Below are 12,282 nucleotides of genomic sequence, written 5' to 3' on the forward strand. Positions count from 1 at the left end.
GCGCCGAGCGAGAAGCCGAGCATGGCGACGAAGCCCGCGAACACCTTCAACGCGATGTGGCCGGCCAGCATGTTCGCGAAGAGACGAACACTGTGGGAGACCGGCCGCAGGAAGAACGACAGGATCTCGATGAACATGACCAGCGGCAGGATGTAGATGGGGACGCCGTGGGGAACGAAGATCTTGAAGAATTTCAGGCCATTCTTGGCGACGCCGTAGATCAGGACGGTGAAGAAGACCAGAAGCGCGAGCGCCGCGGTGACGATCAGATGGCTCGACACCGTGAAGGTATAGGGGATGATGCCGACCAGGTTCGAGACGCAGATGAACATGAACAGCGAGAAGATCAGCGGGAAGAACTTCATGCCTTCCGCGCCGGCCGTCGAACGGATGGTCGAGGCGACGAATTCGTAAGAGATTTCAGCGACCGACTGCAGACGCCCCGGAACCAGCTGCGTGCCGCTGGCAAGCATCAGGATCGAGATGATCGCCACCGCCACCAGCATGTAGAGCGACGAATTGGTGAAGGCGATCGTGTGATTGCCGATATGGCCCAGGGTGAAGAGAGGCTCGATGTTGAACTGGTGGATCGGGTCGATTTTCATCAGCGCGGCATCTCTTGGTCTGCCGGGCAATGCCGGCGGGTCTCGGTCTGCCGGCCGGGCCGGCCCGTACCGGCGAGGCCGGCACGATATTCCTTTCCTGGTGGGATCGGCTCACGAACCACCGCGCCTGTTTTGACCCGCGCCCGCCGTTCTCACCACGTTCACCACGCCGGCGACGAAGCCCAGCAGCAGGAACACGATAAATCCGAAAGGCGACGTCGACAGCAAGCGGTCGAAACCCCAGCCAATCCCCGCCCCGACAGCGACGCCGGCGATCAACTCCGAGGATAACCGGAAACCAAGCGCCATCGCCGAGGCTCTGGCCGCTCTGTCTCCATCGTCGCCTGCGGGTTGCTCGGTCCTGGTCCGGCGGTCGCGAAATTCGGACAACCGCTGATCAAGACTTCCGAGCCGTTCGGAAAGCGCGGCTTCCTCGGACGATCTATCGCGATCCCCATCATCGCCGTGTCCCGTGCCCTGTGTCATGCAACGAAGACCCGAAACGCCGCGGCTGAATGGAAATTACGCCCGTCACCCTCAAAAGCCGCGCGGACCATACTGATGGCCCATAATCAAGTCAAGCCAAGTCACGATTGCGTCGCTTTCGGTCATGTAACTGATTTTATTGACGATATTGGCGTGCGCGACAGCGCCGCACACAGCGTGACGCCGCACCGCAGCAGGTCTGCTCACGATCGGCGTATGCTGCTGTCCTTTCGCCACACTGCCGGGATCAAAGCGGCCATCGCGTTCGTTGATTTCAGAGGCGGGTTTTGGGCGGCGAATTGCCTGATGGGGTGTAGGATTGCGCCGCAGCAGCGCCGTGGCGGAGAGGGCGATGAGACCAGCGACGTCATCCACAACATCATGGTTTGCGGCGGCGGCCGCGCTGATGGCCGTCAGCGGCGGCTCCGTGGCCGCGCAATCCGCGCCCGACGGCGAAAATGGGCGCTACAGCATGACGCCGATCCCCGAGGGCGTGCTGCGGCTCGATACGCGCACCGGCACGGTATCGACCTGCACCAAGAACGATGCCGGCTGGGCCTGCTATGCGGTGCCTGACGAGCGGACCGCACTCGACGCCGAGATCGGCAGGCTCCAGGCCGAGGTCGAGAGGCTGAAGGGGCAGCTCGCGGCGGGTCCGACGGTGTCGGGCAAGATCGATGAGGCATTGCCGAAATCCGACCCGCTGAAGAAGGCGGAGCCCAAGGTCGCCGAGGGCGAGCGCAAGATCGAGATCCCGCTGCCGAGCGACCAGGACGTCGATCGCCTGATGTCGTTCCTGGAAAAGGCCTGGCGAAGGCTGATCGACATGGCCAACCGCGTGCAGAAGGACGTGTCGGGGAAGATTTGAACGGCCCCTCGCGCCACCGCAGTGTTCGATCGATCGAGACCTTTCATGACATCAGCCAGATCCGTCACCCGCTCGATACCTTCGTCGGCGCAAGCCGCGACCGTCATATCGTCACTGCTCACTGTGCAGACGCCGGGCCGCGGCTTCACTGATCTGACCAGCGAGGCGGCAAAATTCGTCGCCGAGGCGCTCGCGCGTGACGGCGCGTTGACGTTGTTCATCCGCCATACTTCGGCTTCGCTGACGATACAGGAGAACGCCGATCCTTCCGTGCTCGTCGACCTCACGACCGCGCTGTCCCGGCTCGCGCCGGAGAATGCCGGGTGGACCCACGACACCGAAGGACCGGACGACATGCCGGCGCATGTCAGGACGATGTTGACGGCGACCTCGCTCCAGATTCCCGTCCTCAACGGCAGGCTCGCGCTAGGCACCTGGCAGGCGATCTATCTGATCGAGCATCGCAAGCGCCCGCACCGGCGCGAGGTGGTGCTGCAATTCGTCGGCGCGACGTCATAACAAAACGGCCGCGGAATCCGCGGCCGTTCGTGTCCGATCGCCGGAGCCTTGGTTCCGGCTGATCTCGACTAGGTCTGCTTGATGTCGACGTCCTTGGTTTCCGGCAGGAACAGGAATCCGACCACCAGACTCATCGCGGCGATGGCGACAGGGTACCACAGGCCCGAATAGATGTTTCCCGTCGCCGCGACGATCGCGAAGACCGTCGCCGGCAGGAAGCCGCCGAACCATCCGTTGCCGATATGGTAGGGCAGCGACATGCCGCTGTAGCGGATGCGGCTCGGAAACAGCTCAACCAGCCAGGCGGCGATCGGTGCATAAACCAGGGTCACGTAGATCACGAGAACCCAGAGCAGGACCGTCGTCATGACGTAGTTGATCTCGTTCGGATCGGCGGAAGCCGGATAGCCGTGAGCCTTGATCGCCGCGGGCAAAGCCTTGGCGAAATCCGGGGCCGTCGCACTCAGAGCCTGCTCGCCGATCTTGACCTGAGCCGGGGTGCCCTTCGGTGCGTCTTCGGTCTGGTAGTTCACCGACAGATTCACCAGCGCGGCCTTGGCGATGTCGCATCCCGTCGTGAACTTCTCGGTACCGGTCGCCTTGAACTGGAACGAGCACTCGCTGGGGTCGGCGATGACCTTCACCGGTGATGCGGCGAGCGCCGCTTCCAGCTTCGGGTTAGCGAAGTGGGTGATGCCCTTGAAGATCGGGAAGTAGGTCACCATCGCCAGCAGGAAGCCCGTCAGGATGATCGGCTTGCGGCCGATCTTGTCGGACAGCATGCCGAAGATGACGAAGAAGGGCGTGCCCAGCGCGAGCGCGATCACGATCATGATCTGCGCGGTTACGGCCGGGACTTTCAGCGTCTGGGTGAGGAAGAACAGCGCATAGAATTGTCCGCCGTACCACACCACCGCTTCACCGGCGGTTGCGCCAAACAACGCCAGGATCGCGATCTTGGCATTATTCCATTCGCCGAAAGCCTCGGTGAGCGGGCGCTTCGAGGTCTTGCCCTCTTCCTTCATGCGCTGGAATACCGGCGATTCGTTCAGGCTCAAGCGAATCCAGATCGAAACGACCAGCAGAGCGCCAGACAGCAGGAAGGGAATGCGCCAGCCCCAATCGCCGAAAGCCTCTTCGCCCATCACGGTGCGGATGCCGAGGATGAGCAGCAGGGCCAGGAACAGGCCGAGGGTCGCGGTGGTCTGAATCCAGGAGGTGTAGTACCCGCGCCGGTTCTGCGGGGCATGTTCGGCAACGTAAGTCGCCGCACCGCCATATTCACCGCCGAGCGCAAGGCCCTGGACGAGACGCAGGCCGATCAACACGATCGGCGCGGCGAGGCCCCAGGTCGCATAGCCGGGCAAGAGACCGATGAAGAACGTGCCCACGCCCATCAGAGTCATGGTCACGAGGAAGGTGTATTTGCGGCCGATCATGTCGCCGAGGCGGCCGAAGATCAGTGCACCGAACGGGCGAACCGCAAAGCCGGCCGCGAAGGCGAGCAAGGCGAAGATGAAGCCGACGTTCGGCGGGACGTTAGAGAAGAAATATTTCGCCAGGAACGCACCCAACGTTCCGTAGATATAGAAGTCGTACCACTCGAAAACGGTGCCGAGCGAGGACGCGAAAATCACTTTTCGCTCCTCGGCAGTCATTCCCCCGGTGCGGACTCCCGAGCCCGCTGTGGCAGCCATTGTCATCGTTTCGCTCCCAGAGTTAGTGCAAGCCGCGCGTCCGGCCATGCCGGATCAATTTAGGCTTGCGCGGAAAGTAACATCGGCGTGAAACCAGCCCCAATACGACTTTCGGCCTTGCGCACGGACGCGCAGCTGACGAGCGGTATCGGGCGCCGGCGCGCAGTCACGGGGCTCCCGGATTAACCCCTTTGCAGCAAAGGGATATTGTGCACTTGCATGCCACGGCCGCTCGGGGAAGAATTGACCGGCTGCGGCGTTGACTCGCCGCCCGGCGTGAACGACAGCAAGAGAACGATGAACGCTCCCTCGACCCATCTCGTCATCGCCGATGACCATCCGCTTTTCCGCGACGCGCTGCGGCAGGCGGTGGCCGGCGTTTTGACCTCGGCCAGGATCGATGAGGCGGGATCGTTCGAGGATCTGACCACGCTCCTGGAACAGACCTCTGAGGTAGACCTGATCCTGCTCGACCTCTCGATGCCCGGGATCTCCGGCTTTTCCGGCCTGATCTATCTGCGCGCGCAATATCCGGCGATTCCGGTCGTGATCGTCTCGGCCTCCGACGACAGCGCCACGATTCGCCGCTCGCTCGATTTCGGCGCCTCCGGCTTCATTCCAAAGCGTTTCGGCGTCGAGACGTTGCGCGACGCCATCCTCAAGGTGATGGACGGCGACGTCTGGGTTCCCGCCGACACCGACCTGTCCGCCGCGGCCGACCCCGACATGACACGCCTGCGCGACCGTCTGGTGACGCTGACGCCGCAGCAGGTCCGGGTCCTCATGATGCTGTCGGAGGGCCTTCTCAACAAGCAGATCGCCTATGAGCTCGGCGTCTCCGAGGCCACCATCAAGGCGCATGTCTCGGCCATCCTGCAAAAGCTCGGCGTCGAGAGCCGCACCCAGGCCGTGATTGCCGCGGCAAAGATCGCCGGCGGCCAGTGGACGCAGGGCACGCCGACGGGGTGAGGTCAGGTCGCTGCAAAAGCACGTTGGCCGCTCTGATATCCGCCGTTTCGGAGCCCTCGGGTGCTCCATCTGCGCGGCCTCAGTGACGGTCTGTTGCGCCAGTTGCAGCGCGTCCGCGTGCCGGCCCTGCAACCAGAATTCACGCGCCAGCTGCGCCGCCGTGGCAGCTTGACCGGCGGCAATTCCATCCTCGGTGCGGAGCGCCGTGCTGCCGGAAGTCTCGCCTGCGAGATCGGCGCCACGAAGCAATAGCCGCGGCCTGAGAGCGTGGTGATGTATCGCGGCAAGTGCGCCGCTGCATCGACACCAGACCACGCATGCAAGCCTTGTGAGGCGCGCGCGTGGTGACCTCACAATTTCTCACAAGTCCAAACGGGTATCCTGCGGTCACCGCTGCTAGTCAGTTGCGCGATGGCAAGGAGACATTCATGACGCAAGCGGCAAAAAGCACTCTATACGGCCAAGACCCACACCAGTGACGGCTGACACGACGGCATATCGCGCAGGTCCGACGGCCGCCTCGACGTCAGGCTGTCGTCGCCAGGTGGCGCAGGGATCAGCACCAATCCCGAGGAATTGTTCGCAGCCGGCTGCTCGGCCTGCTTCGAAGGCGCGATGGAAATGGCAGCCCGCAAGCGGAAAATCGTGCTTCCCAGAAAAAGTGCGATCGATACGGAAATCGATCTTCTTCTCGATGAAGGCACTTATGCCCTCCGGGCGCGCCTCAATGTCAGCCTGCCGGGTCTCGATCGCGAGACCGCACAGGGCATCGTCGCTGAAGCGCATCGACGCAGCATCATCAACCACCAGGAGGTCGCAACGCCATGAAGCAGCTCATCGATGAGCACCGCCGCCAGTTTCTCGGCATCGCCACAGGAGCCGTCGCCGTCGGTCTCGGCGTGATCGATTTTGCACGTGCCGAGACGGAACCGTTACGATCCTCCGCATCGAATGCGTCCTTCGGGGCGATCAAGCAGATCGACGCCGGCGTCCTCAACGTCGGTTATGCGGAGGTGGGGCCCTCGAACGGTCCCGTCGCGATCCTGCTGCACGGCTGGCCCTACGACATTCACGCCTTTGTCGATGTCGCGCCGATCCTGGCGAAGACCGGCTATCGCGTGATCGTCCCTTATTTGCGCGGCTACGGCACGACGCACTTCCTCTCCAGTGAGACGCCGCGCAACGGCGAGCCTGCGGCGATGGCCGTCGACATCATCGCGCTGATGGACAAGCTCGATATCAAGAAAGCCGTCGTCGCCGGGTTCGACTGGGGCGCGCGCACCGCGGACGTCATCGCCGCGCTGTGGCCCGACCGCTGCCGCGCACTGGTGTCGGTCAGCGGCTATCTGGTTTCCAGCCAGGCTGCCGGCAGTGCGCCGTTGCCGCCGCAGGCGGAGCTGCAATGGTGGTACCAGTTCTACTTCGCGACCGAGCGCGGCCGCGCCGGATACGAGAAGTACACGCACGATTTCGCCAAGCTGATCTGGAAGCTCGCCTCGCCGCAATGGAAATTCGACGATGCCACCTTCAATCGCAGTGCGGCGGCGCTTGACAACAAGGATCACGTCGCAATCACGATCCACAATTACCGCTGGCGGCTCGGGCTCGCCCAGGGCGAGGCGAAGTACGAGCATCTCGAAAAGAAGCTCGCGGCGGCTCCGCAGATTGAGGTGCCGACCATCACGATGGAAGGCGACGCCAACGGCGCGCCGCATCCCGATCCGAGCGCCTATGCCGGGAAATTCTCGGGCCGATACGAGTTTCGCCTGATCACCGGCGGCATTGGCCACAATCTGCCGCAGGAAGCTCCGCAAGCCTTTGCCAAGGCCGTCGTCGACGCCGACGGCGCCTGAGCATCTGTCAGCACCTCGGTCCAGCCCGGCTGGATCGAGGATGTGCCGCGATCCCAGCCTGAAGAAATGTCATGACTTCTGTCGAACCTGAAAAGAAGCGTCGCTCTTATGCCACGGCGATCACGCAGGCCGTGCTCGTCCTGGTCGTTCTCCTGACTTGCGTGCCTTACCTGGTCTCGATCGCGCTCGCGGAGGGGCCGGCGCAAGCTGGCACCGCCGATGCCTCGCCGATCTTCGGCGTCACGATTCCCGCGGGTTACAAGCAGTGGGAGTTGATCGCACCGGCCGAAGAGGCCGCGCCACTCGACGAGCTTCGCGCTGTCGTCGGCAACCAGACCGCGATCGACGCGTATCAAGCCGGCAAGCTCCCATTCCCCGACGGCACCATTCTGGTCAAGCGCGCCTGGAAGCGGAAAAAGTCGCCGGAGTTTGAGGCCGCGACGATCCCCGGTGCCGCCACCACGGTCCAGGTGATGGTCAAGGATTCCAAGAAATACGCTGCCACCGGCGGCTGGGGTTTCGGCCGCTTCGTCAACGGCAGGCCGGTGGACGAGGCCCAGCATCGCACCTGCTTCGCCTGCCACGAGGTCCGCGCCAAGAGCCGCGATTACGTCTTCACGCGCCTGGCGCCCTGAGCATCCGGAGACCGTCATGTCGAAAGCATGGTTCATCAGCGGCAGTTCACGCGGGCTTGGCCGGGCCATCGTGGAAGCCGCGCTCACAGCGGGAGATCGCGTGCTTGCGTCGGCCCGGCACCCAAAACCGCTTGAACCGCTGCTTGAGCGCTTCGGCGAAAGGCTTCGGCTTGCAACCCTCGACGTGACCGACGAGGCGGCAGCGCAAGCAGCGGTCGGCCTCGCCGTGCAGACATTTGGCGGCATTGATGTGGTCGTCAACAACGCCGGTTACGGCGATCTCGGATCGGTCGAGGATACGAGCCTGGAGACGTTCCGTCACCAGATCGAGGTCAACCTGATCGGCACCGTCATCGTCACCAAGGCCGCGATTCCCGTGCTGCGTCGTCAGCACCGCGGGCACATCGTGCAGGTTTCGTCCGTCGGTGGGCGCATTGGTGCTCCGGCCCGCGCGGCCTATTCGGCCGCGAAATGGGGGATCGAAGGCTTTTCGGAATCGCTGGCGCGCGAGATGGCGTTGATCGGCGTGAGCGTGACGATCGTCGAGCCCGGCGGCTTTCGCACCGGCTTTGCCCAGGCTGCGCATGCGGCCGGCGAGGGACGGCCGGAGTACGACGCGGTCGTTGGCGCCGCCGTCAGGATGCAGCGCGACTATGATGGCCGCCAGCCCGGCGACCCGGCCAAGGCTGCAGCCGTCGTGTTGAAGCTCGTCGACATGGATCGCCCGCCCTTGCGGATTGCCCTCGGCAGCGACGCCGTGAACGCCATCGCGGCGGCGGACAGGCTTCGTCTGGAGGAATTGGAGACGTGGCGCGCGCTCAGCGTATCGACCGACTACTGACCCGCGCGTCTCACTCCGCCGCCACCATCTGCTGCGTGCGCCACTGACCCAGCAGGGCACGGAGCGAGGCCGGCTTGACGGGCTTGTTGAGCACCGCGATCTTCTCGTCCCGCGCGGCGATCTGCACGGCGGGGCTGCGATCGGCCGTGATCAGGATCGCGGGGATGGCGTGGCCGAAGCGGCGGCGGATCTCGCGGATGGCGGCGATGCCGTTGCCGCGATCGAGGTGATAGTCGACGAGCAGGCCGGTGACGCGCCGTCCGGCCGTTTCGATCGCGGCGATCGCGCCTTCGGGGTCGGCGACCGCGATCACCTCGGCGTCCCAGGCCTTCAAGAGCGTGCGCATGCCGTCGAGGATCGCCGCATCGTTCTCGATGCAGACGATCAGCGCTCCCGAGATCGGCGTGCGCGCCAGCGGCGTCGCGCTGGTCACGGCCGCGGTATGGGTGATCGCCTTGGCCGTCGGCACCGTCACGGAGAATACCGATCCGCCGCTGGCATTGGCGTCGATGGCGATGCCGTGCTTGAGCACGCGCGCCAGGCGTTCGACGATCGAAAGGCCGAGCCCCAGGCCGCGCGCGATCCGCGCCCCCTGCTCCAGGCGGTGGAATTCCTTGAAGATCTCGCCGCGCTTGACCGTGGGGATGCCGACGCCAGTGTCGTAAACGCAGATCTTCAGCGATTGACCGTGGCGGCGGCAGCCGACCAGCACGCGGCCACGCGGGGTGTACTTGATCGCGTTAGAGATCAGGTTTTGGAGCAGGCGCCGCAGCAGGAGGCGGTCCGACTTGACCGGGAGGGAGCAGGGCACGAAGGCGAGCTCCAGCCCCTTGGCACGCGCGATCGGCGCGAACTCGATCTCCAGCGACCGCATCAGGTCGCCGATCTTGAAGCTCGAGATCGAAGTCGTCATCGCGCCGGCATCGAGCCTGGAGATGTCGAGCAGTGCGCCGAGGATCTCCTCGATCGCTTGCAGCGATTCGTCGATGTTCTCGACCAGCCGCGTCTCCTCGCCGCTGTGCTGGCGCTCGACCAGGCTCGTGACATAGAGCCGCGCCGCGTTCAGCGGCTGGAGGATGTCGTGGCTGGCAGCGGCGAGGAAACGCGTCTTGGAGATGCTGGCGTCCTCCGCCGCGCTCTTGGCCAGCGCCAGCTCGGAGTTCAGCCGCGTCAGCTCCTCGGTGCGGTCGCGCACGCGCTTTTCCAGCGTCGCATTGGCGCGCTCCAGCGCCTCCGCTGCTTCGAAGGTGGGCGTGACATCGGTGAAGGTGATGACGAAGCCGCCGCCGGGCATGCGGTTGGTGAGCACTTCGATCACCATGTGGCGTTCCGGCAGGCGTTCGAGATAAGGCTCGCTGTCGGTGGTGTAGGCGGCCAGGCGCCGCTTCAGCAGGGCCTCGCGCCCGAGCGGATCGTGCGGATCGCCGACACCGATGCATTCCAGGATTTCGCGCAAGGGCGTGCCGAACTGGATGAAATGCGGTGGCACATTGAGGAGATCACCGAACTGCCGGTTGGAGCAGATCAGTTGCAGATCGGCGTCGAACACGGCGATGCCCTGGCGCACATGGTTGAGCGCGGTCTGGAGGATCTCGCGGTTGAAATGCAGTGCCGCATGCGAGTCGTCGAGCAGCTTCAGCGCGGCCTTGGCGGAGACCGTCCGCTTGCGCAGCAGCAGCGACATTACGAGGCGGGAGGAGGCCGCGCCGATCGAGGAGGCAATCAGGTGCTCGGCGTGTTGCAGCAGCTCGAAATCGGCAGGTGCTCCGGGCTCCAGCCGCACGTTTCGCCGCGCGGAGAAGGCCTCGAAGGAATGCCGCGCGCGGTCGGGTCCGAGATATTGCGCCACCGTGGTCTGGATGTCCTGCACGGTGACGGTGGCGCGCCAGCGGCGGAAGCTGGGGGAGATCGGTGCGAGCGTGTTCGGCACGAACAGATCGGCCTGCAACAGCTCGATGGAAGACGGCTGGCGCGCCAGCGACAGCAGCACATAGGTCAGGATGTTGAGCGACAGCGACCAGATGACGCCGTGCATCAGAGGGGGCAGGTCGGCGCCGAACAGCGCCTGCGGCCGCAGCGCCTCGATGCCGAGCGGGCCGTGCTGGAGCAGCAGGATGCCTGATGTCGATGAATCCATGAAGCTCGGTATGAACAGCGTGTAGAGCCACACCACGAAGCCGACCAGCATGCCGCCGATGGCGCCGCGCGCGGTCGCGCGCCGCCAGAGCAGCCCGCCGAAGAAGCTCGGTGCCAGCTGGGCGATGGCGGCAAAGGAGAGCAGGCCGATGGCCGCGAGCTGGGTATTGCCGAGCGCGCGATAATAGAAATAGGCCATCACCATGATGGCGAAGATCGCGAGCCGCCGCGAGCGCAGCAGGAAGTCGCTGAAATCGGCACCGCCGGCGCGCCCCTCCGGCCGACGTTGCAGCACCAGCGGCACCACGAGGTCGTTCGAGACCATGATGGAGAGCGCGACGCATTCGACGATCACCATCGCGGTCGCCGCCGACAGGCCGCCGACGAAGATGGCGATGCTGAGCAGATCAGCGCCGCCTTCCATCGGCAGCGCCAGCACGTACATGTCGGGATCGGCGGCGCCGAACGGGAAGATCACGAGGCCGGCGAGCGCGATCGGGATCACGAACAGATTGATGGCGACGAGGTAGAGCGGGAACAGCCATCGCGCGCGGCCGACCTCGGCATCCGAGGAATTCTCCACCACGCTGACGTGAAACTGACGCGGCAGCAGCATGATCGCGCACAGCGACAGCAGCGTCATGGTCAGGAAGTTGCCGATCGACGGGGCGTAGTTGATGGCGCGCACCGCCTCCGGCGTCTTCATGGCGCGCTCGATCAATTCCTGCGGCGAGAACATCCAGAAGGTGACGAAGATGCCGGCGGCGAGGAAGGCGATCAGCTTGACGATGGATTCGGTCGCAACCGCCAGCATCAGGCCGTGCTGGTGCTCGGTGGCGTCGGTCTGCCGCGTGCCGAACAGCACGGCGAAGGCCGCCATCGCCAGCGTCACCAGCAGCGCCACGTCGCCGAAGATCGGGATGTGGGAGAAGGCCTGGTCTTCGCCCAGGATCGTTTCGAGCGAGGAGGCGACCGCCTTGAGCTGGAGCGCGATATAAGGCACCGAGCCGATGATCGCGATCAGCGCGACGGTCGCCGCCACCGCCTGGTTCTTGCCGTAGCGCGCCCCGATGAAGTCGGCGATCGAGGTGATGTTCTGGGCTTTCGCGAGCTGGATCACGCGGCGCAACACGCCGGCACCGAGCCCGATCATCAGGATCGGGCCGACATAGATCGCGAGGAAGTCGGTCGAGGTGCGGGTGGCAAAGCCGACCGAGCCGAAGAAGGTCCAGGAGGTGCAGTAGATCGCCAGCGACAGCGGATAGATCAGCCCGGAGGCGCGACCGCGCCCGGCCGGCGAGCGGCGGTCGCCATGGCTCGCCACCAGGAACAGGAAGCCGATATAACCGAAAGCGGCGGCGATCACGCCCCAGTCGTGCAGCATGGTGAGCGCGCTTCTCCCTGGGCGCCAACGCGCCCGGTCTCATTTTCCCTGCAAATCTAGCGTGTTGGACGGGTGTAGGCGACAGCGAAATGTCGCGCCGGGGGAGGAACCGGGCTTGTCGTCAAGGTGCGGGCGTGCACCCACGGGCGCCTACCCTCCCCTGGAGGGGGAGGGTCGATCGCGCGCAGCGCGAGCGGGGTGGGGTGATCTCTCGGCACGGGCAGCGTTCGAGGTGGAGAGACCGTCACCCCCCCGGCTCACATTTCGCTGCGCTCAATGTGAGCCGACC

12 protein-coding genes and 1 pseudogene are annotated in these 12,282 nt (G+C 64.7%); 8 read left to right on the plus strand and 5 right to left on the minus strand.

Going from position 1 to position 12,282, the window contains the following annotated elements; translation table 11 throughout:
* The 3 genes from IC50_RS04070 to IC50_RS41925 all read right to left on the minus strand — a co-directional run.
* A partial coding sequence (locus IC50_RS04070) for a F0F1 ATP synthase subunit A (RefSeq protein ID WP_035700751.1) occupies positions 1–605 on the minus strand: 605 nt, incomplete at its 3' end.
* Positions 606–716: 111 nt separating this feature from the next.
* Positions 717–1,091 (minus strand): AtpZ/AtpI family protein, encoded by a 375-nt coding sequence (locus IC50_RS04075; RefSeq protein ID WP_035700754.1) that lies wholly within the window; start codon positions 1,089–1,091, stop codon positions 717–719.
* Positions 1,092–1,142: 51 nt separating this feature from the next.
* Positions 1,143–1,466: a hypothetical protein gene (locus IC50_RS41925; protein ID WP_162131515.1), complete on the minus strand. Its 324-nt coding sequence runs from the start codon at positions 1,464–1,466 to the stop codon at positions 1,143–1,145.
* Between IC50_RS41925 and IC50_RS04080 the strand changes: the two genes are divergently transcribed.
* Positions 1,444–1,959: a hypothetical protein gene (locus IC50_RS04080; protein WP_035700757.1), complete on the plus strand. Its 516-nt coding sequence runs from the start codon at positions 1,444–1,446 to the stop codon at positions 1,957–1,959. The genes IC50_RS41925 and IC50_RS04080 overlap by 23 nt on opposite strands.
* 45 nt (positions 1,960–2,004) lie before the next feature.
* Entirely contained in the window at positions 2,005–2,478 is a 474-nt protein-coding gene (locus tag IC50_RS04085) for a secondary thiamine-phosphate synthase enzyme YjbQ (protein WP_035700759.1), read from the plus strand.
* A 68-nt stretch (positions 2,479–2,546) separates the two neighbouring features.
* On the opposite strand, the gene IC50_RS04090 is transcribed toward IC50_RS04085, so the two are convergent.
* Positions 2,547–4,181 (minus strand): MFS transporter, encoded by a 1,635-nt coding sequence (locus IC50_RS04090; RefSeq protein ID WP_440588133.1) that lies wholly within the window; start codon positions 4,179–4,181, stop codon positions 2,547–2,549.
* Positions 4,182–4,472: 291 nt separating this feature from the next.
* Here IC50_RS04090 and IC50_RS04095 point away from each other — a divergent pair, with 291 nt between their 5' ends.
* From IC50_RS04095 to IC50_RS04120, 6 genes and pseudogenes are all read left to right on the plus strand, one after another.
* A complete protein-coding gene (locus IC50_RS04095) occupies positions 4,473–5,144 on the plus strand; it encodes a response regulator (RefSeq protein WP_035700954.1) in 672 nt (223 codons plus the stop codon).
* Between the two features lie 60 nt (positions 5,145–5,204).
* Complete coding sequence (locus IC50_RS41930; protein ID WP_035700764.1) at positions 5,205–5,396, plus strand: hypothetical protein; 192 nt, start codon at positions 5,205–5,207, stop codon at positions 5,394–5,396.
* 176 nt (positions 5,397–5,572) lie between these two features.
* A pseudogene (locus IC50_RS04105) lies at positions 5,573–5,972 on the plus strand (Ohr family peroxiredoxin).
* On the plus strand, positions 5,969–6,997 hold the full coding sequence (locus IC50_RS04110) for an alpha/beta fold hydrolase (protein ID WP_035700767.1): 1,029 nt from the start codon (positions 5,969–5,971) through the stop codon (positions 6,995–6,997). Before IC50_RS04105 ends, IC50_RS04110 begins: the two are co-directional and overlap by 4 nt.
* Before the next feature lie 71 nt (positions 6,998–7,068).
* Positions 7,069–7,632: a cytochrome P460 family protein gene (locus IC50_RS04115; protein ID WP_050990876.1), complete on the plus strand. Its 564-nt coding sequence runs from the start codon at positions 7,069–7,071 to the stop codon at positions 7,630–7,632.
* 16 nt (positions 7,633–7,648) lie between these two features.
* Entirely contained in the window at positions 7,649–8,473 is an 825-nt protein-coding gene (locus IC50_RS04120; RefSeq protein WP_035700772.1) for an SDR family NAD(P)-dependent oxidoreductase, read from the plus strand.
* Positions 8,474–8,483: 10 nt separating this feature from the next.
* On the opposite strand, the gene IC50_RS04125 is transcribed toward IC50_RS04120, so the two are convergent.
* Positions 8,484–11,993, minus strand: a complete 3,510-nt coding sequence (locus IC50_RS04125; RefSeq protein WP_035700775.1) for a PAS domain-containing hybrid sensor histidine kinase/response regulator — start codon at positions 11,991–11,993, stop codon at positions 8,484–8,486.
* Positions 11,994–12,282 lie beyond the last annotated feature (289 nt).

The organism is Bradyrhizobium genomosp. I (2014), from assembly GCF_000261685.1.
Lineage (GTDB): Bacteria > Pseudomonadota > Alphaproteobacteria > Rhizobiales > Xanthobacteraceae > Bradyrhizobium.

What these genes read in the sequence shown, in the direction of transcription:
- IC50_RS04085 (WP_035700759.1), top strand. Translation starts at nt 2,005, where the DNA reads ATGACATCAGCCAGATCCGTCACCCGCTCGATACCTTCGTCGGCGCAA.
- IC50_RS04120 (WP_035700772.1), top strand. Translation starts at nt 7,649, where the DNA reads ATGTCGAAAGCATGGTTCATCAGCGGCAGTTCACGCGGGCTTGGCCGG.
- IC50_RS04095 (WP_035700954.1), top strand. Translation starts at nt 4,473, where the DNA reads ATGAACGCTCCCTCGACCCATCTCGTCATCGCCGATGACCATCCGCTT.
- IC50_RS04075 (WP_035700754.1), bottom strand. Translation starts at nt 1,091, where the DNA reads ATGACACAGGGCACGGGACACGGCGATGATGGGGATCGCGATAGATCG.
- IC50_RS04110 (WP_035700767.1), top strand. Translation starts at nt 5,969, where the DNA reads ATGAAGCAGCTCATCGATGAGCACCGCCGCCAGTTTCTCGGCATCGCC.
- IC50_RS04125 (WP_035700775.1), bottom strand. Translation starts at nt 11,993, where the DNA reads ATGCTGCACGACTGGGGCGTGATCGCCGCCGCTTTCGGTTATATCGGC.
- IC50_RS04080 (WP_035700757.1), top strand. Translation starts at nt 1,444, where the DNA reads ATGAGACCAGCGACGTCATCCACAACATCATGGTTTGCGGCGGCGGCC.
- IC50_RS04115 (WP_050990876.1), top strand. Translation starts at nt 7,069, where the DNA reads ATGACTTCTGTCGAACCTGAAAAGAAGCGTCGCTCTTATGCCACGGCG.
- IC50_RS04090 (WP_440588133.1), bottom strand. Translation starts at nt 4,181, where the DNA reads ATGACAATGGCTGCCACAGCGGGCTCGGGAGTCCGCACCGGGGGAATG.